The sequence below is a fragment of the Paraburkholderia nemoris genome, from assembly GCF_905221015.1.
In the GTDB taxonomy this organism is placed as follows: domain Bacteria; phylum Pseudomonadota; class Gammaproteobacteria; order Burkholderiales; family Burkholderiaceae; genus Paraburkholderia; species Paraburkholderia nemoris.
In genome coordinates this window covers 1-19,451 of the sequence record NZ_CAJNBO010000013.1, presented here as the reverse complement: position 1 = coordinate 19,451, position 19,451 = coordinate 1, and the positions used below count along the sequence as shown (strand labels likewise).

The following is a 19,451-nucleotide window of genomic DNA, read 5'->3' as shown; positions in this document are numbered from 1 at the left end:
CGACTGTGGTGCGAACCGCGGGTCTAATGCGCAGCATCACTTTGCCGGATGCGGGATTTGCGGGTCGCATCCGCTTTTCGCGCAGTCTTCCAGATAGTGATCGACCGCCTGACGAAAATCATCAGTCAGTTCGGTCACGGTTTCCCCGTGAAAGCTAGTCCGATCCGAAATGCCAAGCACGTGCCCGACGAAAATATTCTCGCGCGGATCGAATTTAACTTGCGCGAAGTAGCCTTTGTGCGCCATCGAAATCATCACGGTTCGACTCCAGGTTCAATAAACCGCGCGATGCATGCGGCGCATCGCAAATCCATGCAGCACTGCGGGTTTCCGTGCCGTCGCACACATCGCCAGACATACTCTGACGATGCCTCCAAAGCGTCGAGTTCCCCACCAATGGGCCAAAAGTCCGGTTTCAATCAACCGATCTAACAATTCTTAAACGATTTATTTTGAGACTGTTCCTATACTGACTCGCAAATTGTCAAATCGCTGTTTCCTGAACGCCGGGGGGCACAGCCCGATAGGACAAAAGGCAGACGGGGCCAACCATCGTGCGAGCGAGACCAGCCGATTCGAATAACGACCCATTGAGGTCGACTCAATAACAGGCCAAGCCTGAGAGACGTTGGTGAAAATCCCATAGAGCGGCCCGCAGTGGCCGAGCCGGGCCGCATAGCTGCATAAGCGCATCCGGGAAAAGAACGGCCGTTTTCGATTATGATGATCTGCCCCCTCGGTAATCAGCGCGCTAAAGCCAAAAATACGCGCTAATTTCGAGACAGTGAGACGGCAGAACTGAGCAGGGCGCGAGGCAAAGGACCGTTAATCGAAAAAGAGTGCAGCCGAAGATGAAAACAGCAAGCTGGATCGTCGGTGTTCGCACCGCCATCCCGGCCATCTGCCGGCTCACCGGCCAACAGTTACGAAGGACGATGTCGCGTTGCGGGGTTTTATGAGAATTGCAGTCCTGGATGACGATTCGGCTCAAGCCGATCTAGTTTGCCAAACGCTGTCGGCGGCCGGCCACGTCTGTCATGCTTTCGGCGCAGGCCGTGAGCTGGTGCGGCAACTGCGGCGCCAAACGTTCGACCTGCTCGTGCTCGACTGGAACGTGCCCGACATGTCGGGCGAAGAGGTGCTGCGCTGGGTGCGCGAAAGCCTCTCCGAGCGCTTGCCGGTCCTGTTCATGACAAGCCGCGGCCGCGAAACCGATATCACCTCGATCCTCAACACTGGCGCGGACGATTACGTCGTCAAGCCGGTCTCCGCGGCGGTTCTGCTGGCGCGTGTCGGCTCCTTGCTGCGGCGGGCGTATCACCTGAAGCCGGCTGCGGCGAAAGAAGTTTTCGGCGAATTCGAATTCGATCTGGGCGCGAAGCACGTGGTGGTGCGCGGCGCGACCGTCGCCGTGACTCAGAAGGAGTTCGAGCTCGCGCTGCTGTTGTTCCAGCACTTGAGCCGGCCGCTCTCGCGCGCGCACATTCTCGATGTGATCTGGAAGCAGGCGACGGACATTCCGTCGCGCACGATGGACACGCACGTGTCGATGCTGCGCAGCAAGCTCGGCTTGCGGCCGGAGCATGGCTATCGTCTGACGCCGATCTACGGCTATGGGTACCGGCTCGAACGGATCGAATCCGGCTCGCCGCGCGTGGCGAGCGAAGAGCGCCCCGAAGCGGGGGATGCGTGACGGTTGCTTTCGATGGGGTAGTGTCCGGCCGCGCAGGTTCAGCGGGCTGGCGCGCCGGCGTGATGCTGGCCGCCGGTCTGATTGCCATGACGTGCTTCGCGCCGGTGTCGGCGGATGCGCAATCGTCGCGCGCGCCGAAGCCACGTAACAAAACGACTGCGCCCGTCTATGTGTCGTACGTGACCCACGACGGCGACACCCTGTACGAAATCGCCGGCCGCTATCTGCGCGACTCCGGCGATTGGGCCATGTTGAGCCGTCTGAATCACGTGCCCGCGCCACGCCGCATGCCGGCCGGGATCACGCTGCGTCTCCCCGTCGACAGGCTCAAACAGGACCCGGAGTCGGCGCGTGTGATCGCGACGAGCGGTCCGGCGGAGCACGCTTTCGGCAAGAATCCTTTTACGCCGCTCACCGCGGGTACGACGCTCGGCGAGGGCGACCGCATTCGCACCGGCCATAACGGCTTTGTCACGCTGGAGCTGCCGGACGGCTCGCACATCACGGTGTCGCAGGACGGTGTGCTCGATATCGGCACGCTGCGGCGCACCGTGCTGACCGGCTCGGGCGATCGCGTACTCGATCTGCAGCATGGCGAAGTCGAGAGCCAGGTCACGCACGCCACCAAAAAAGACGACCGCTTCCAGATCCGCTCGCCATCGGTTGTAGCGGGCGTGCGCGGTACGCGCTTCAAGGTCGCCTACGACGGCGATGCACAAACCACCGCGGTGGAAGTGTTGGACGGAGCGGTCGGCGTCGACCCGGCCGCCGTCAATGGCCGGGTCTCCGCGCCGCCACCCGGCGTGCCGCTGCAGGCGTCGGCGCAACTCGTCAAGGCGCGCTTTGGCAGTGTCACGCGAGCGGGCGGCGCGATCGGCGGTCCGGTGGAATTGCTGGCCGCGCCGTCGCTTACCGACCCGGCAAAAGTGCAAGACAGCAAAACCGTCGCTTTCGACCTCGTCCCTGCTGAGCGCGCCGTGGCCTATCGAGTCCAGATCGCGCGCGATGCCGATCAGCTCGACCTGATCCGCGATCTGCGCGTGAACGCGCCGCACGCCGATTTCGGCGATCTGGCCGACGGCACGTATTTCGTGCGCATTGCCGCGATCGACGCGAACGGCCTGGAAGGCCTGCCGCAAGTTTACGGTTTCGAGCGGCGCCAACTCGGTCTGAATGCGTCGGCGGGCCCGCGCGCCGGCAGCCGCGACTACGAGTTCCGCTGGTTCGTCAGCCGCTCCACGGTCGAGACGCGCTTTCGATTTGTGCTGGCCGCGACCGCCGACCTGCGCCATCCGCTCGTCGACAAGACGGATCTGACGGGCGGCCAGATCGTGGTGAGCGACCTGCCGGGCGGCGTCTACTACTGGACGATCGTCGCCGAGCAGTTCGAAAACGGCCGCTTCTACGAGAAGAGCAGCACGGTCCGCTCGTTTACGCTTGCACGCTGACGCTGGTAGATTCACGGGGCCGGGTCAACAACTGATCCGCTCCTTAGCTCTCAACCACGCCACGCTTTGCCGACCACACACACGCGCTTAAGCCTCGACCCGCGCGCCCGTCTCGGACGGCGCGCCGGCCGCCGCTTTCTGCTCGAATGGGTGGCGATCGGCTGTCTGGGCATTGTGGTGATTCTGCTCAGTTCGCTCGGCCGGCTGACCGCCGGCGTCGATCACCTGGTCTACGACCGCTTTCTGAGTCTGCGCGCGCAACCGGTGCTGCGCGATATCGTCGTACTCGAAATCGACAACGCCAGTATTGCGAAGCTTGGCCGCTGGCCATGGCCGCGCAGCGTCCACGCGAGGCTGCTCGAACAGATTGCGAAGGCGAAGCCCGCCGCGGTGATCTACGACGTGCTGTTTACCGAAGCCAATGCTGAAGACGCCGAGCTCGCCCGCGCGGTCGCCCTGAGTCCCACCTATCTGCCGATGCTGCTGACGGCGCCGGACAGCGCCGGCCAGCGCGTCGCGGTCGAGCCGGTGGCGCCGCTCGCACATGCGGCCGCTGGGCTTGGGCATATCAACCTTGAAGTCGATAGCGACGGCATCGTGCGCAGCGTTGCGCAGTTCGAGGGCGACGCGAATTCGCGCTGGCCGCAATTGATGGTGCCGGTCGCCCAGGATGTCGAGCGTGGCGCTCTGCAATTGAACGAGCGGGCGCCCCGGCCGGCTTCCCGCGAGGCGGCGCCCCAATCAGATGACCATGACGAAGGCGAAGGCCGCTTCCTGATTCCTTTCGGTCCGAACGCGCAGAACTACGCGAAGCTGAGTTTCGCCGATGTACTCGCGGGCAATGTCCCCGCGGACAAGCTGCGCGGACGCATCGTGCTGATCGGCGTGACCGCGTCCGGCTTGTACGACCGTTTTGCTACACCGGTGTCCGGTGAGCTGGGGCCGCTGCCCGGTGTCTATATCCACGCGAACGTGCTCGATACGCTGCTGACCGGTCGCGAGCTCGAACCCGCCAGGCCGTGGGTGCTGTTCGTGGCGTCGCTGGTGCCGCTCGCCGCGCTGCTCGCCGGCTTTCTGGTGCTGTCGCCGCGACGTTCGTTGCTGCTGACCGTCGCGTTGGGCGCGCTTGCCACCGTCGGCAGCGCGGCGCTGCTGTACGGCGCGCGGCTGTGGATGTCTCCCGTGCCGGCGATCGCCGGTTTGATCGTGGTGTATCCGATCTGGAACTGGCGGCGCCTCGAAATGACGATGGCTTATCTGCGCGAAGAACTGCAGCGTCTCGCCGACGAACCGCACCTCCTGCCGGAAACGCCACAGCGCCGCCGCGAGTTCGGCGGCGACGTACTGGAGCAGCACATGGCGCTGATGGCGCAGGCGGCGCAGCGCGTGCAGGACATGAAGCGCTTCGTATGGGACAGCCTCGACAGCATGCCCGAGCCGATCCTGGTGAGCGACGTGGAAGGCATCGTGCTGATTGCGAACCATGCCGCCAAGGCGCATTTCGCGCGTCTTGGCGCGCCGCTGCCGGAAGGCCGGCCGATGCGGGCGGTGTTGGGCGGCCTGACGCTGGTCAAGACCATCGACAGTGGCGCAGCGTCGGACGCCGAAAACAATCTCCTCGCTCATGCCCAGTGGCCGGCGCTGCTCGATCCCGCGCGCAGCGAGTTCGCCGAGCTGATGGCGCAAGGCGTCGAGGTGCGCGACGCCCATGAGCGCGACCATCTGCTGCGCTATGCGAATTGCACGAACGAGCAAGGTGAGACGACGGGCTGGATCGCGGGCCTCGTCGACGTATCGGCCTTGCACGCGGCCGAGCGTCAACGGGAAGACGCGTTGCGGCTGCTGTCGCACGATATGCGCTCGCCACAGGCTTCGATTCTCGCGCTGGTGGAAATCGAGCGGGCACGCAGCGAGCCGGTGCTCGCGCGTGGCCTGCTGGAGCGCATCGAGCGCTATGCGCAACGTGCGCTGACGCTCGCCGACGATTTCGTGCAACTCGCGCGCGCCGAATCGCAAACCTATGTGCTCGAACCGGTGAGCATGACCGAGCTATTGATCGACGCCAGCGACGAAGTCTGGCCGCAAGCGCACGCCAAGCGCATCACATTGCAAACCGATACGGCGGACGGAACCGATGCCGACGACGGCCACTGGATCTGCGCCGACCGCTCGCTGATGACGCGTGCGCTCGTCAACATCCTGAACAATGCGGTCAAGTACAGCCCACCGGATACGCGAATCACATGCAGCCTGACGAGCCTCGGCGGTCTCAGCGCCTCACGCGACCAGGCGCAGACGGCCGCGCCTGCTGCGGCAAAACGTGTATCGTGCACGATTCGCGACGAAGGCTATGGGATTCCCGAGGAGCAGCAGGCGGGCCTGTTCGAGCGCTTCCGGCGCTTTCACGAGACGGAGCGGCCGGAAGTGGGCGGTGCCGGATTGGGCATGGCATTCGTCAAGACCGTCGTGACGCGCCATGGCGGCGACGTCGAGGTGGTCAGCGCGCCGGGCAAGGGGACTGCATTTACGATTTCCCTGCCGGCACTCGACGAAGCGCAAGCCGACGTGTCCACAACGCCACGCTTATGACTATGAACACTCATCTTATCGAAGCGAGAAGCCGGTGAAAGCGATATTGATCTGTGCCGCGCTCGCCGCGGCGAGTCTGACCGGATGCGCGGGTTTGAACGCCGACGTGCACACGGCGAATCCTTCGGCCGTGCTGAAGGGCGAGCGCACCTATACGATTGCGCGCATGCCGTCGCAGGATTCCAGCGCGGATCATCCGCAATTTGAAACCATGCTGCGCGATGAGCTGGCGAAGAACGGCTTCACCGATTCGGCGGCCAGGTCTGCACACTATTTACTGTCGATTGCGTATGACACGCGGCCGGCCGCGATCGGCGTGGGCTCGAAGGACTGCGCGCCAGGTGTGTGCGAACGCTCGCCCGAACCCCCGTTCGCGCTATTCGGCGGACGCGCTTATCAGCACGCGCTGACGCTGCGGTTTTTCGAGCAGTCGAGCGGACAGGAAGTCTACAAGGTGAGTGCGGCCAGCAGCGATCGAGATCCCGACCCATTGCATGCGATGCCGCTTCTCGTGAAAAGCGCGCTGGCAAAATTTCCGTTCGATGCGCCGCCGGACTGGCGCGTGAAACTGCGGGCCGATCAGGCGGGCGGCGTGCCGGCTGTGGTTTCGGTCAAACCTCTTCAGCCTTAGCGGTCAGACGTCTGCGCCCGCATTACTCCGGCGCTTTGTCGTCTTCCGGCCAGCGATTTTCGAATACGCACTCGGCAAGCGGCATGCGGCTCGCCCAGCGTTCGGTTTCCAGCATCGGCTCGCTGTAGAACTGATCGACGTGGCCGAGACACAGAATCGCCACCGGCCGTGCGCCCTCGGGCATATGCAGCAGCGTACGCACCGTGTCGACGTCGAATAGCGACACCCAGCCCATTCCCAGACCTTCCGCGCGCGCGGCCAGCCACATGTTCTGGATCGCGCACGCCACGGAAGCCAGGTCCATCTCCGGCAAGGTGCGGCGTCCGAAGATGTGACGCTCGCGGCCGTCCATCAGCGCCATCACCAGCAGTTCGCCGCATTCCAGCATGCCCTCCACCTTCAGCTTCATGAACTCTTCGCGACGCTTGCCGAGTGCGTCGGCGGTGGCGATGCGTTCGCTTTCGACGGTTGCGTGCAGCGCGGTGCGCAAAGCCGGGTCGGTAATGCGCGCGATGCGCCACGGCTGCATGAAGCCGACGCTCGGTGCGTGATGCGCTGCATCGAGCAGGCGTTGCAGCACGGCAGGCTCAATCGGGTCGGGCACGAAATGGCGCATGTCGCGCCGCTCGTAAATCGCGCGGTAGACGGCTTCGCGTTCGGAATCGTTAAAAGGCTTCGCCATGGAACAGGGCGGCCGTGAAGGCCGGGTTGGAGGGCCAGTAAGCATGCATATAGGTTGCCACGATCGAGCCGGCGCGGAACACGGCCTCGCCGGGGGCATCGCTATTTGGCCGGGTGGCTGAACGCAGCGGCGTGAGCGGTGTTGTCAGCTTTGAGTAGTGAAACGTGTGGCCGGTCATTGAACCGTGCAGGCCGTCGATCTGTTGCATGCCGAGCGCGGTGAAGCGCGTTTGCATTGTTGCATGGCCGGGCAGCAGGGCGAGCATCGGCGTGGTGGTGCCGCTCGTGTCGGTCAGCTGTTCGAGCAGGTAGAGCATGCCGCCGCATTCGGCAACGACCGGTTTGCCTGCGGCAGCATGCGTGCGGATCGTTGCGGCGCTGTGCAGATTGCCGGCGAGCAATTCAGCATGTAGTTCGGGATAGCCGCCTGGCAGGTACAGGGCGTCGGCGTGCTCCGGCAACGCTTCATCGGCGAGCGGTGAGAAATAGTCGATGTGCGCGCCGAGCGTCTCCAGTAACGTGACGTTGGCTGGATAGATGAACGAGAACGCGGCATCGCGCGCAATGGCGATGCGCTTGCCTTCCAGAAGACGCGGCGGTGCTTCTTCGATGGGCGCGCCGAATTCGACCGGCGGGGGCAACTCGGCCAGCGCGGTTTGCGCGAGCGCATCGGCGGCGCGATCCAGACGTGTGTCCAGATCGTCGATCTCCGCCGCCTGGTGCAGGCCGAGATGGCGATCGGGCAGTTCGATTTCGTCGTTGCCGCTGATATGCCCGCACCAGCGCAGGTCCGGCGGCAAAGTCTCTTCGAGCATTTGCGCGTGCCTTGGCGAGCCGACGCGATTGGCGAGCACGCCGTAAAACGGGACCTCCCGCCTGAATTGCGCGAGGCCGAAGGCGACTGCGCCGAAGGTCTGCGCCATCGCTTTCGCTGAAATCACCGCGAGTACCGGCACGCCGAAAGTAGTTGCCAGATCGGCGCTGCTCGGTGTGCCGTCGAACAGACCCATCACGCCTTCGATCAGGATCAGATCCGCTTCGGCCGCCGCATGCGCGAGCAGATTGCGACAGGCCGACTTGCCCACCATCCACAGATCGAGCGACAGCACCGGCGCGCCGCTGGCACGCGCGAGGATCATCGGGTCGAGAAAGTCGGGGCCCGTTTTGAATACGCGCACGCGTCGCCCCAGCCGCCGATGGTAGCGCGCCAGACCCGCGGTAATCGTGGTCTTGCCTTGGCCCGACGCGGGCGCGCTAATGAACAGGGCGGGACACGCGGACATCGCTCAGAACTCCACGCCGCGCTGAGCTTTCACGCCTTGCTCGCGATACGGATGCTTGACGATGCGCATTTCGGTGACGAGGTCGGCGGCTTCGATCAGCGCGTCCGGCGCGTGACGGCCGGTCACCACCACGTGCAGCATTTCCGCGCGCGCGTTCAGCACCGACAATACTTCGTCGAGCGGCAGGTATTCGTACTTCAGCACGGTGTTCAGTTCGTCGAGGATCACCATCTGATAGTCGCCGCTTTCGATCATGCGGCGTGCTTCGTTCCACCCTTTGCGCGCAGTGGCGATGTCGGCGTCGCGATTCTGCGTGTTCCAGGTGTAGCCGTCGCCCATCGTGACGAAGTCGCAATTGGCGATCGCGCCGAGGAAGTCGCGTTCCGACGTATGCAGCGCGCCCTTAATGAATTGCACGACGCCAAGGCGCATGCCGTGCCCGAGCACGCGCACGGCCATGCCGAAGGCGGCGGTGGTTTTGCCTTTGCCGGTGCCGGTATTGACGATCAGCAGACCTTTTTCGACGGTGGCGCTGGCCTGCTTTTTCTCGTGGCCCTCGCGCCGGCGTTCGGTCATGCGTTGATGCGATTCGGGATCGGTTTTCATGGACGGTCCTGTTCTTGAGTGTCGGTGTTTGTGTGGTCGCGGGCGGGGCGAGCGGTGGTCGATGCGATTGCGACCGTGACGCCGGCGTGTACGGTTTTGCGCACGAGTAGCCGTGCGTTGGCGGTATCGGCTGCAAACGAGGCAACTGGGGTCATTGAGCCAATTGGCGCATGGGCTGCGTCAGGCGCGCGGGCCGCATCAGATTCGGCTGCCGCAGCGAGCAACGCACACGGCTCGCAGACGCCATCTACGCCGAGATGCTCACGCGTGGCCGCCGACGGATCCTCCACGGAGATCGCCGCAATCTGCTCGCGGCTGAACAGTTTCAGCGGCAGCGCATGACTTGCGCAAAATTCGAGCAGACCGGTTTCGTGGGCTTTGACGTCAACCGAGGCGATCATGCTGATTTCGTCGAATGAATGCGAGCCGAGCGTGGCACGGACAGCCGTTTCGATTTCCTCGGCGGAGCTGTGCAAACGACAACCGATGCCGACGGTTAGCGTTTTCATTGCGCGTCCGTAAGGTTCGCTGCCGACATTCACCGCATCCCGCGCCAAAGCCAGCGACGCCACGCCACCGATCACCACGATCGCCGGCGAGCCGAGTCCAGCGCGCGAGACTGTATCCGCGAACTCCCCGAGCCGCGAGAGCGCATGCCGTTGCTCGGGGCGCGTGGCCGATTCGATCGCTGCGCACGGCGTATCGGCGCTCATCCCGGCCGCGAGCAATGCGTCGACGATTTCGTTCAGTCGCCGCATGCCCATGTAAATCACCAGCGTCATTCGCGTAGCGACGAGCGCGGCCCAGTCCGGCTCGCCGCTGCCGGCGCCGTGTCCGGTGACGAACACCACGCCTTGCGCGTGATCGCGATGCGTCACAGGAATGCCGATTGCCGCGGGCGCCGCAATCCCGGCGGTGATGCCATTGATCACGTCCACGCTGATGCCCGCGGCATGCAGCGCCTCTTGTTCTTCGCCGCCACGACCGAACACGAACGGATCACCGCCTTTCAAACGGGCGACGCTGCGTCCCGCCTGCAGATGCTCGAGCATTTGCGCGACGATGCCGGCCTGCGGCGTCGACGGATGCCCGCCACGTTTGCCGACATACACGACCAGCGCGTCGGCGCGCGCGAACTGCAGTACTTCAGGATTCACCAGATCGTCGACCAGCACCACGTCGGCCTGTGCCAACGCGCGTGTCGCCTTGAGCGTCATCAGTTCGACGTCGCCGGGGCCGGCGCCGATCAGCCAGGCGCGGCTCATCGCGGCGTGCATGGCGCGTGCCATGTCGTGACAAACGAGAGCGGACGAGGCGCGAAGATGCCGGAGGCGGCAGAAATTGAGGTCATGCGGTGCTACAGATTACGCGCAACGAGAAACGCCGCTCGCCGCGCTTCCCACAGGAAAACGCCAACGGCCGCGCCACGTCGTGCTTCAGCGCCTTCACATCCGTCCCTCGCGGATTCCGGCGGCCGGCAGCGTGACGTTCGCTGCCTCCGCGTCTGGCCGGTATCCGGGCTGGCGGCCTCATGCGTTTTGCCTTCCCGTCCGGATTCGTCGGACAGTGGCATCAAAAACGCATGCGCGATGCGAAAGCACCGCAGGTCGCTTACCGTTGCGGGGACAGCACAGGTTGAGCGCAGCGAGCGCGGCCTGTTTCCCGTTTAACTGCACATGCGAACGCATATGCGGGCACCAAACGCGCGCATACGATAGCACATGGCAGGCCGCGCCGGCACTGTGGAAAGGCCTTGCCGAAGCCCGCGTTTCCTTGACGGCACGGGGCGCTCGGCCTAAACTCGCACGCACTTTGGTGCTCGTGTGCGCGCTCGTGCGCATGCAGTTAAACGGGAAACAGGGTGCCCACCTGCAATGGACCGGGTCAACCTGTGCTGCCCCCGCAACGGTAAGCGAAAAGCGGTGCGTTCCTGAGCGCCGCGGAGCCGGCTTCGATGTCCACGCGCAAGGCCGCGTCGGCATATAACCACTGGGCGAGAAACCACTCGTCCGGGAAGGGGAAGCGGCGCTTTCGCCAGCCCGGATACCGGCCAGACTACGAAGAACGACCATCGCGGGGATGCGGTGGCGCGTTCATGACCTCATTCTCGTTTCCAGTTTTCGGTTGCCTCGGCAACGCCGTTGTTCGTCCCCGTGTTTTGTTAATGTCGTGGTTTGGGGTATGTGCCCCGTTTGCCCGGCCTATACACGATGCCTCGGCGTGCACGAGCAACTCCTACGGATGGACCTCACGATGCAAACTCAAATGCGCAAGATCCCCGTCACCATCGTCACGGGCTTTCTCGGCAGCGGCAAGACCACGCTGCTGCGGCACATTCTTCAGCATGCGGGCGGCAAGCGCATCGCGGTGATCGTCAACGAGTTCGGCGAACTCGGCATCGACGGGGAAATCCTCAAGGGTTGCGGCATCGGCTGCGATGAAAACGGCGTCGAGACCGAAGGGCAACTGTATGAACTCGCGAACGGCTGCCTGTGCTGCACCGTGCAGGAAGAGTTTTTCCCGGTGATGGAAAAGCTCGTGGAGCGCCGTGAGCAGATCGATCACGTGCTGATCGAGACGTCCGGTCTCGCCTTGCCGAAGCCGCTCGTGCAGGCGTTCAACTGGCCGCAGATCAAGAATAGCTTTACCGTCGACGCGGTTGTCACCGTGGTCGACGGCCCGGCTGCGGCGAGCGGTCAGTTCGCCGACAACCCGGTCGCCGTGGATGCGCAACGCAAGGCCGATCCGAATCTCGATCACGAATCGCCGCTGCACGAATTGTTCGAAGATCAATTGTCGGCGGCCGATCTGGTAATTCTGAACAAAACGGATCTGCTCGACGAAGCGCGTCAAGCTGCTGTCGAAACCGTTATCCGCGAAGAAATTCCGCCGCAAGTGAAGATCGTGCGCGCACAGATGGGTCAACTTGATCTGCATACGCTGCTGGGCCTCGAAGCGGCCTCGGAAGAAACAATCCATCTACGCCACGACCATCACGGTTCGGCCGAAGACGCTGATCATCACCACGACGAGTTCGATTCGGTTGTCGTGCACGCGAATGTTTTGTCGCGCGAAGCCGTGATCGCCGCGTTGCAAGGGCTCGTCGAAACCAACACGATTTATCGCGTCAAAGGTTTCGCGGCGCTGCCGGGCGCGGCGATGCGTCTGGTTATCCAGGGCGTGGGCCGTCGTTTCGATAGTTACTTCGACCGGCGCTGGCAAGCGGGTGAAACCGGCGCAGATCAACAAAGCCGCTTTGTGCTGATCGGCGAAGACCTCGACCAGGCCGCGCTGCAACAGGCATTCGACGCCGCGTTGGGCACCGTGGCGAGCGCCCAGCCGCAGCAGGCGTAACCGGTCATGCATCTGCTGCGCACCACGCCGGGCGGTTTTGTCGACGATACCCAGGGCGTGATCCGGATCGATCAGCAGCCCGCCGATATCGTGGTGCTCAGCTCCGCGGATACCACGCTATCGTTGCTCGCGAGCGTGTTTCCTCGCTTGGGCGAGGGCTTTCCGAGCGTGCGGCTTGCGAACGTCACGTATTTGCGGCAACCGGCTTCGGTCGATTTCTATGTCGAAGACGTGTTGCAGCATGCGCGTGTCGTGGTGGTCGATCATCTCGGCGGCGAGGCATACTGGCCGTACGGCATCGAACAGGTGGTCGCCCTCGCCGAGCGCAAGCAGCAGACGCTCGCGATGTTCTCCGGCGATCTGCAGGAAGACCCGAATCTGCTCGCGCGCAGCACCGCTGACGCCGATCTGTGCCATCAGCTATGGCGCTATCTGCGTGAAGGCGGACCGCAGAATGCCGAGGCGTTCCTGCGGTTTATCGCGTACCGCTCGCTTGGCTGGGGGCGCGAGCCTGCGCTGCCGCGCGCGTTGCCTGCCGCGACGCTTTACCATCCCGAACGCGACACGCCGACCATTGCCGACTGGCAGGCGCGCTGGCTTGATGACGCGCCGGTCGCTGCGATTCTGTTCTACAAGGCGCATTTGCAGGCGGCCAACACAGCGGTGTTCGACGCCCTGATCGATGCACTCGAAGCACAAGGCCTGAATCCGTTGCCGATCGCGATTACCTCGCTCAAAGATGCGATGAGCCGCGACGTCGTACAGCAGTTGTGCGCGCAACATGATGTCGCGCTGGTGCTGAATACAACCGCATTCGCCGCGTCTGCTATCGACGACCCCGAGCCGCTTGCGCTCGCCGGCGACGCGCCGGTGCTGCAGGCGATCCTGAGCGGCGGTAATCGTGAAGATTGGGTTAAGGACAATCAGGGTCTCAATTCGCGCGATATCGCCATGCATATCGCGCTGCCGGAAGTGGACGGCCGCATCATCACGCGGGCGATCAGTTTCAAGGGGCTCGCCTATCGTTGCCCGCATACCGAAGTCGATGTGGTCCGCTACCAACCGGACCTCGAACGCGTCGGCTTTCTGGCCGAATTGAGCCGCCGCTGGTGCCGTCTGCGCACGCTCGATAACGCGGACAAGAAACTCGCGCTGATCCTCGCCAACTATCCGATGAGCGAAGGGCGTATCGGCAATGGCGTGGGGCTCGATACGCCGGCCTCGGTGGTCGGCCTGCTTGCCATGTTGCGCGATGAGGGATATCGCGTCGCCGAGCTGCCCGCCGACGGCGACGCGCTGTTGAAGAAGCTGACAGAAGGCGTGACCAACGATCCGGTCGTGCGCGATTTGCGGCCTGCGTTGCAAAGCCTCGCGCTCGACGACTATCTTGTGTACTTCAACGCGTTGCCGGCGGAAGCTCGCAATGCGCTGAACGCGCGTTGGGGCTCGCCCGAGCAGGATCCAACGTTGCGGCGCGGCCGTTTCATGATCGCGGGCTGGCGTTGTGGGCAAGTGTTCGTTGGCATTCAACCTTCGCGTTCGCGCGAGCAGGGCGACTACGCGAGCTATCACGACGCCGAACTCGTGCCGCCGCACGCCTATCTGGCCTTCTATTTCTGGCTGCGTCATCAGTTTGGCATCGACGCGGTCGTGCATGTCGGCAAGCACGGGAATCTCGAATGGCTGCCGGGCAAGAGCGTCGCGTTGAGCGATGCGTGCTGGCCCGATCTGATTCTCGGTCCGATGCCGCATCTGTATCCGTTCATCGTCAACGATCCGGGCGAGGGCAGTCAGGCGAAACGTCGCGCGCAGGCCGTTATCATCGATCACCTGATGCCGCCGCTTACGCGCGCGGAAAGTTACGGGCCGTTGCAGGACCTCGAGCGCCAGGTCGACGAATACTATGAAGCACTGATGGTCGACCCGCGCCGTTCGAAACTGTTGAGGCGCACGATTCTCGCGACCATCGTCGAGCACAAGCTGCATGACGAGTTGAGTCTCGCGGAGCCGAACGGTCAGGACGATGAAGATGCGCTGCTGACGCGCGTCGATGCGTGGCTGTGCGAGTTGAAGGAGGCGCAGATTCGCGACGGCTTGCATACGTTCGGGCAGTCGCCTGAAGGTGTGCAGCGGCGCGATACGTTGCTGGCGCTGGGACGCTTTCCGGTCGGCGATGGCCAGGGCGGCAAGGCCGGTTTGATCGATGCGTTGGCGCGCGATCTGCTGATGGATCATCTATTCGATCCGTTGTCGGTGGATTGGGCTGCGGCGTGGGACGGCCCACGTCCTGATGTATTGCAGCGGGTGAGCGATGCGCCCTGGCGGCATTTTGGCGATACACGCGAGCGTCTGGAACTGCTGGCGGCTGAGATGTTGCGTGAAGTGTGCGGCGATGAAACGCCCGATGCGGCGCCCGCAAGCGGAACTTTGCCGCAAGCCGAACGGGTGATCGAACGTCTGCGCAACGACGTATTACCGCGGCTCGACGCCTGCGGTTCGCAGGAAATGCTGCACCTGAAGCGTGGCCTTGAGGGACGTTTCGTGCCGCCGGGGCCGAGCGGCTCGCCGTCGCGCGGACGGCCTGACGTGCTGCCTACCGGCCGCAACTTCTATTCGGTCGATACGCGCGCCGTGCCGACGCAAGCGGCATGGTCGCTCGGTTTGAAATCCGCCCAGCAGTTGATCGAGCGGCACTTGCAGGAGAAGGGCGACTATCCGAGCGCGATCGGCCTCTCGGTATGGGGCACCGCGACCATGCGCACCGGTGGTGACGATATCGCCCAGGCGCTTGCTTTACTCGGCGTGAGGCCGAAGTGGGCACCAGGCAGTCATCGCGTGACCGACTTCGAAATCATGCCGATCGAGGCTTTCGACCGGCCGCGTATCGACGTCACGTTGCGCGTATCCGGCTTTTTTCGCGATGCCTTCGCGAACGTGATGCATCTGTTCGACGCCGCCGTGCAGGCCGTGGCCGAACTCGACGAGCCCGAAGACCTGAACCCGATCCGCGCGCGCGTGCTGCGCGAACGCGACGCGCTGATTGCGCGCGGCATGGACGCCGCCGAGGCGCGCAAGCGCGCCGGCTGGCGCGTGTTCAGCGCGCGTCCCGGCGCGTATGGTGCGGGTCTGCAGGACATGATCGACTCGCAGCAATGGCAAACCGACGCCGATCTGGCGAATGCGTATCAGGCGTGGGGCGGTTACGCGTACACGCAGAAAAGCGCCGGCGAAGAAGCACGCCAGGCGTTCGGCACACGCCTCGCCGCGATGGACGTCGTGCTGCAGAACCAGGACAACCGCGAGCACGACCTGCTCGATTCGAACGATTACTACCAGTTTCAGGGTGGCATGGTCGCGGCGGTGCGCCATCTGGCGGGCAATCAACCGCAGATCTATCACGCCGATCACAGCAATCCAGCCGCGCCGCGCGTGCGCACGCTGCATGAAGAGATCGCGCGAGTGGTCCGCTCGCGCGTGGTCAATCCGAAATGGCTCGATGGCGTGAAACGCCATGGCTACAAGGGCGCCGCTGAAATCGCAGCGACGGTCGATTACCTCTACGGCTACGATGCAACCGCGCGGGTGATCGCCGATCATCAATATGCGCTCGTCACCGATGCTTATCTGAACGACGCCGACACACGCGAGTTCTTGCAGCGGCACAATCCGCACGCCATGCATTCGATCTGCGAGCGTCTGCTCGAAGCGATGCAGCGCGGTTTGTGGCAGGCACCCGGCGACTATCGCGCGCAAGTCGAACAGCATCTGCTCACGAGCGAGCAGCAGATTGAAGGAATGCAAACATGAACGCTGCGACCCAACGGTCCGCTTTTCCTTTTGCCGCGCTGATCGGCCAGACGCCATTGCAGCAGGCGCTCCTGCTCGCTGCGATCGATCCGGGTCTGGGCGGTGTGTTGGTGAGCGGGCCGCGCGGCACGGCGAAGTCGACCGCGGCGCGCGCGCTCGCCGAATTGTTGCCGGAAGGGCAATTGGTGAATTTGCCGCTCGGCGCAAGTGAAGACCGCTTGATTGGCACGCTCGATATCGAAACCGTGCTGCGCGACGGCTCGGTGCGTTTTTCGCCAGGCTTGCTCGCGAAGGCGCATCGCGGCGTGCTGTATGTCGATGAAGTGAATCTGTTGCCCGACGCGCTTGTCGATGCGTTACTCGATGCGGCTGCCAGTGGCGTGAATACCGTCGAACGCGATGGCGTCTCGCATAGTCACGATGCGAGCTTCGTGCTGATCGGCACGATGAATCCGGAAGAAGGCGAATTGCGGCCGCAGCTGATCGATCGCTTTGGTTTGATGGTCGGACTTCAGAACTGTTTTGAGCCGCAGGTGCGTCAGCAGATCGTCAAGGCACGTCTGGCGTTCGATCTCGATCCGCAGGGTTTTCGCGCGGGATATACCCAGCAACAGGAAACGTATGTTCAGCGGATTCGCGCGGCGCGTGAAGCGCTGCCGCAACTCCACTTCGACGATGCCGTGCATGCGCATGTCAGTGCGCTGTGCATCGACGCGGCGGTCGATGGGTTGCGTGCCGATCTCGTGATGCTGCGCGCGGCGCGGGCATTGGCGGCGCTGGAGCAGGCGGATGCGGTGACGACGGAGCATGTCGAACGGGTCGCTGAGTCGGTGCTGATGCATCGACGCCACGATCGCGAGACGCGCGCAGGTGGCGACGCACGTGAGAGCGATGCGCCGCGGCAGGCTGCCGACGCGGATGCCGCGTCCTCGTCATCTTCGCTGGATGCAACGCCAGGCGCTGCCGCCGTCGATGGCGATTGGGGTTACTTGCCACCGCAGCCTGCGGGCGTCGCGCAGGTGAAAGGCGTCATTCCGCTCAACGCAAAAAAACGCTGAGCCATCGGAAGGGTGCCGCCGCTGACTCGCGCAGCGGTTTTCGATGGCGGCAAGGTGCCGGCGCAGGTCCGCGCAGCCACTTGCAAGGCGCACCGGGCAGGCGCATTGCATGGCTGCCGACGCTCGTCGCAAAGCGTCAGGACACGCTGCGGGCCGAGCATCTGCGTTTCGCACGAGAGGCGCCGCGGGGCGGGGTGCTGCATTGCTTCGTGCTCGATTGCTCCGGTTCCATGCTGGGCGGCCAACGCCTCGCGCTCGCCAAGGGTCTGCTGATCGCGCTGTTCGATCGCGCAAGCGCCGCTCGCGCCGAGGCGGCGCTGGTGTGTTTTGGCGGGGCTGGCGCGGATCTGCGTTTCGGTCCTGCTGTGCCGCGCTGGTGGAACGAGCGGTGGCTAAGGCCGGTGGGCGGGGGCGGTGGGACGCCGTTAGCGTCTGGTGTGCGTCAGGCTGGGCAGGTGCTGGAGCTCAGCGCCCGACTCAAGCCCGCGCAGCAGCGCTGGCTGTGGATCCTGACCGACGGTCGCAGCGGCGATCAGCCGGCGCGTCCGCGCCACGCGGACGAGGTGGTATTCGTCGACTTCGAGCGAGCGGCAATACGGCTGGGCCGTTGTCAGACGCTTGCCGACGCATGGGGCGCGGCGCTGTTTACGCCGGACGAACTGATCGCCTGAGTCTGCGCGGCACGCGCGACGTGCCGCAGCACGTCTTTTTCGCGCGCTTATTTCAAACCGTTGGACCAGTACTGCACATCGTCCTGGCGGTCGAATACGAAGACTTTCATCGCCATCTGCTGCGCGGCGTCGAGCTGATCGAGTTCGAGGCCGTGGGTCGACGGTTCGCCCGGCGCACTGCCTTTCTGCACGTTGCGGATGACTGCGGTGGTTTCGATCTCCGTTTGCATCTCCGCCGATTTGAGGTTGAAGGCGATGCGCAGTCGTTCGCCGACTGCGCCCAGCGTCCACGAAGCGGCCAGCGACATGCCAAGTGCGCTGATGCTTTTGGCGAGGCCCAGACCGTCATATGAATCCCCGGTTTCGCCGATGCCGAAGCGCACCGGGAGGTGCGCGTGGACGCGGATCGACTTGCGTTCGCGCAGGCGGCGGATCACGCCGGGCTTCGATAGCACCACGTAGTCGAATGGGGCGCGGCACACGGACTCGACCGTGCAGACGAAACGAAACACGGCATGGCTTGCTATGGCGACGATCTCGATGTTTTCACCGAGGCGTAGCGGGAGGATGCGGCCGTCTTGCAGCGGCGGCGTGACAAAGAGCGCATGGTTGGGCGCGAAGCCGATGATGCGGCATGGATGCATCGGGGCGCCGCTGCCGAGTTGGGAACGCACGCCGACTAATGCACCTATTGTCAGGTGCATGTCTTTTAGTGTGAGGCTGGCGGTGGTGGGTTGATCGGCCTGGGGTTCTGGTTGTGGGGCCTTTTCCAACAGGTCGCCGCGGTGCGGGTGGAAGTTGGCGAAGAGGAATTGGCGCTCGTCCGTGGTCGCCAGGATGGTGCCGGCGGCGAAGAGGAGTGTGCCGGTGGCGTCTGCGATCGGCCAGTCGAGTGGGGTGCCTACCGGTACGGCTTCCAGAGTCAGGGACGGGGTTGGGGCCGTGGCTTGAGCTTCGGCTTGGGCTTCTGTCTGGTTTTCCATGGTCGGTGGCTAAATATGTGGCGGGATTACTTGTTTACGGCTGGTCTGGCTGGGAGCTTTAGGGGTTGTTTGTTTTGGGGTGGTGGTTTTGCTTGATTTGTTAGTGGTCTATTAGCGTTGCCCCTGTGCGGGGCGGCACTTACTTTCTTTGCCGCCGCAAAGAAAGATAAGCAAAGAAAGCGGCTCAAACCGCTCATGCTAAGTGGGCACCGTAGCCTGCTACGGGTAGTGGTGCATCTGGAATCTGGGTTCGTGCCCCTGCACGTGCTTGTGACAAGGGTGTCATTCTTCCAGCGGCGCTGCGCGCGCCGAAGAGTTCTTCATAACACCACTCTCCTCGGTTGCGCTTCTTGTGATGTGAGCTCGCTCGTTCGTTTCGGCGCCTCCCGCTTGCAAAAAACTGCGATCACTGCTATCGCTCGAGAATTAACTTGGATACCTAAGCATTTTTCTTGGGTCGTGAACAAGGGCTGTTTCGGTGGTTCTCAACTTTTTGAAAATAATTGCGCAAGGGGGATTGACGACAGGCGGGCCTATCTCCATAATCTCGTTTCTCTGCTGCTGATGCAGCGACGCAGAACGAAGCGGTGCCGGGTAGTTGAAGTGGGCGGCGGTTCGGTGGTGAATGCGGACTCGATCTTTAAAAA

The 19,451-nt window shown here is 63.6% G+C and carries 15 protein-coding genes, 1 pseudogene and 2 riboswitches; of the genes and pseudogenes, 9 read left to right on the top strand and 7 right to left on the bottom strand.

Features of this window, described 5'->3' with window-relative positions; translation table 11 throughout:
• Positions 1-36: 36 nt before the first annotated feature.
• A complete protein-coding gene (locus tag KHO33_RS20760) occupies positions 37-255 on the bottom strand; it encodes a type II toxin-antitoxin system HicB family antitoxin (protein WP_200565916.1) in 219 nt (72 codons plus the stop codon).
• Between the two features lie 700 nt (positions 256-955).
• Between KHO33_RS20760 and KHO33_RS20755 the strand changes: the two genes are divergently transcribed.
• From KHO33_RS20755 to KHO33_RS20740, 4 genes are all read left to right on the top strand, one after another.
• Positions 956-1,693, top strand: a complete 738-nt coding sequence (locus KHO33_RS20755; RefSeq protein ID WP_054036368.1) for a response regulator transcription factor — start codon at positions 956-958, stop codon at positions 1,691-1,693.
• A 62-nt stretch (positions 1,694-1,755) separates the two neighbouring features.
• Positions 1,756-3,141, top strand: coding sequence for a FecR family protein (locus tag KHO33_RS20750; protein WP_200566012.1), 1,386 nt, complete (start codon positions 1,756-1,758; stop codon positions 3,139-3,141).
• Between the two features lie 66 nt (positions 3,142-3,207).
• Positions 3,208-5,730 carry a CHASE2 domain-containing protein gene (locus KHO33_RS20745; RefSeq protein WP_200565915.1) on the top strand — a complete coding sequence of 841 codons (2,523 nt, stop codon included), beginning with the start codon at positions 3,208-3,210 and terminating at the stop codon, positions 5,728-5,730.
• A gap of 34 nt (positions 5,731-5,764) precedes the next feature.
• Complete coding sequence (locus tag KHO33_RS20740) at positions 5,765-6,361, top strand: DUF4136 domain-containing protein (RefSeq protein WP_236074691.1); 597 nt, start codon at positions 5,765-5,767, stop codon at positions 6,359-6,361.
• A 22-nt stretch (positions 6,362-6,383) separates the two neighbouring features.
• Here KHO33_RS20740 and bluB read toward each other — a convergent pair whose 3' ends face one another.
• From bluB to cobA, 5 genes and pseudogenes are all read right to left on the bottom strand, one after another.
• Entirely contained in the window at positions 6,384-7,043 is a 660-nt protein-coding gene (gene bluB, locus KHO33_RS20735; protein ID WP_200565913.1) for a 5,6-dimethylbenzimidazole synthase, read from the bottom strand.
• Positions 7,027-8,325, bottom strand: coding sequence for a cobyrinate a,c-diamide synthase (locus KHO33_RS20730; protein ID WP_200565912.1), 1,299 nt, complete (start codon positions 8,323-8,325; stop codon positions 7,027-7,029). The genes bluB and KHO33_RS20730 overlap by 17 nt, the downstream gene beginning before the upstream one ends.
• Before the next feature lie 3 nt (positions 8,326-8,328).
• Positions 8,329-8,931 carry a cob(I)yrinic acid a,c-diamide adenosyltransferase gene (gene cobO / locus KHO33_RS20725; protein ID WP_054036361.1) on the bottom strand — a complete coding sequence of 201 codons (603 nt, stop codon included), beginning with the start codon at positions 8,929-8,931 and terminating at the stop codon, positions 8,329-8,331.
• Positions 8,928-9,440, bottom strand: a complete 513-nt coding sequence (locus KHO33_RS42810; protein WP_328822805.1) for a cobalamin biosynthesis protein — start codon at positions 9,438-9,440, stop codon at positions 8,928-8,930. Before KHO33_RS42810 ends, cobO begins: the two co-directional genes overlap by 4 nt.
• Before the next feature lie 33 nt (positions 9,441-9,473).
• Positions 9,474-10,196, bottom strand: a pseudogene (gene cobA / locus KHO33_RS42805) (uroporphyrinogen-III C-methyltransferase); the annotation flags it as partial.
• 224 nt (positions 10,197-10,420) lie between these two features.
• Positions 10,421-10,648, bottom strand: a riboswitch (cobalamin riboswitch).
• Positions 10,649-10,727: 79 nt separating this feature from the next.
• Positions 10,728-11,000, top strand: a riboswitch (cobalamin riboswitch).
• Between the two features lie 184 nt (positions 11,001-11,184).
• On the opposite strand from cobA, the gene cobW reads away from it, so the two are divergent.
• The 4 genes from cobW (at position 11,185) to KHO33_RS20700 (ending at position 17,821) form a co-directional block, all read left to right on the top strand.
• Positions 11,185-12,285 carry a cobalamin biosynthesis protein CobW gene (gene cobW / locus KHO33_RS20715; RefSeq protein WP_328822803.1) on the top strand — a complete coding sequence of 367 codons (1,101 nt, stop codon included), beginning with the start codon at positions 11,185-11,187 and terminating at the stop codon, positions 12,283-12,285.
• 6 nt (positions 12,286-12,291) lie between these two features.
• On the top strand, positions 12,292-16,092 hold the full coding sequence (gene cobN / locus KHO33_RS20710; protein ID WP_200565911.1) for a cobaltochelatase subunit CobN: 3,801 nt from the start codon (positions 12,292-12,294) through the stop codon (positions 16,090-16,092).
• Positions 16,089-17,150: an ATP-binding protein gene (locus tag KHO33_RS20705; RefSeq protein ID WP_200565910.1), complete on the top strand. Its 1,062-nt coding sequence runs from the start codon at positions 16,089-16,091 to the stop codon at positions 17,148-17,150. The genes cobN and KHO33_RS20705 overlap by 4 nt, the downstream gene beginning before the upstream one ends.
• A gap of 80 nt (positions 17,151-17,230) precedes the next feature.
• The gene (locus KHO33_RS20700) at positions 17,231-17,821 is read left to right on the top strand and encodes a vWA domain-containing protein (RefSeq protein WP_054036356.1); all 591 of its coding nucleotides are present in this window, start codon (positions 17,231-17,233) and stop codon (positions 17,819-17,821) included.
• Between the two features lie 47 nt (positions 17,822-17,868).
• Here the strand turns inward: KHO33_RS20700 and KHO33_RS20695 are convergent, their stop codons facing one another.
• Positions 17,869-18,804 carry a flagellar brake protein gene (locus KHO33_RS20695; protein ID WP_200565909.1) on the bottom strand — a complete coding sequence of 312 codons (936 nt, stop codon included), beginning with the start codon at positions 18,802-18,804 and terminating at the stop codon, positions 17,869-17,871.
• Positions 18,805-19,194: 390 nt separating this feature from the next.
• On the opposite strand from KHO33_RS20695, the gene KHO33_RS20690 reads away from it, so the two are divergent.
• Positions 19,195-19,451 (top strand): hypothetical protein (locus KHO33_RS20690; RefSeq protein WP_211629221.1); only part of this gene is annotated, 257 nt, incomplete at its 3' end.

What these genes read in the sequence shown, in the direction of transcription:
- KHO33_RS20760 (WP_200565916.1), bottom strand. Translation starts at nt 255, where the DNA reads ATGATTTCGATGGCGCACAAAGGCTACTTCGCGCAAGTTAAATTCGAT.
- KHO33_RS20755 (WP_054036368.1), top strand. Translation starts at nt 956, where the DNA reads ATGAGAATTGCAGTCCTGGATGACGATTCGGCTCAAGCCGATCTAGTT.
- KHO33_RS20750 (WP_200566012.1), top strand. Translation starts at nt 1,756, where the DNA reads ATGCTGGCCGCCGGTCTGATTGCCATGACGTGCTTCGCGCCGGTGTCG.
- bluB (WP_200565913.1), bottom strand. Translation starts at nt 7,043, where the DNA reads ATGGCGAAGCCTTTTAACGATTCCGAACGCGAAGCCGTCTACCGCGCG.
- KHO33_RS20730 (WP_200565912.1), bottom strand. Translation starts at nt 8,325, where the DNA reads ATGTCCGCGTGTCCCGCCCTGTTCATTAGCGCGCCCGCGTCGGGCCAA.
- cobO (WP_054036361.1), bottom strand. Translation starts at nt 8,931, where the DNA reads ATGAAAACCGATCCCGAATCGCATCAACGCATGACCGAACGCCGGCGC.
- KHO33_RS42810 (WP_328822805.1), bottom strand. Translation starts at nt 9,440, where the DNA reads ATGAAAACGCTAACCGTCGGCATCGGTTGTCGTTTGCACAGCTCCGCC.
- cobW (WP_328822803.1), top strand. Translation starts at nt 11,185, where the DNA reads ATGCAAACTCAAATGCGCAAGATCCCCGTCACCATCGTCACGGGCTTT.
- cobN (WP_200565911.1), top strand. Translation starts at nt 12,292, where the DNA reads ATGCATCTGCTGCGCACCACGCCGGGCGGTTTTGTCGACGATACCCAG.
- KHO33_RS20705 (WP_200565910.1), top strand. Translation starts at nt 16,089, where the DNA reads ATGAACGCTGCGACCCAACGGTCCGCTTTTCCTTTTGCCGCGCTGATC.
- KHO33_RS20695 (WP_200565909.1), bottom strand. Translation starts at nt 18,804, where the DNA reads ATGGAAAACCAGACAGAAGCCCAAGCCGAAGCTCAAGCCACGGCCCCA.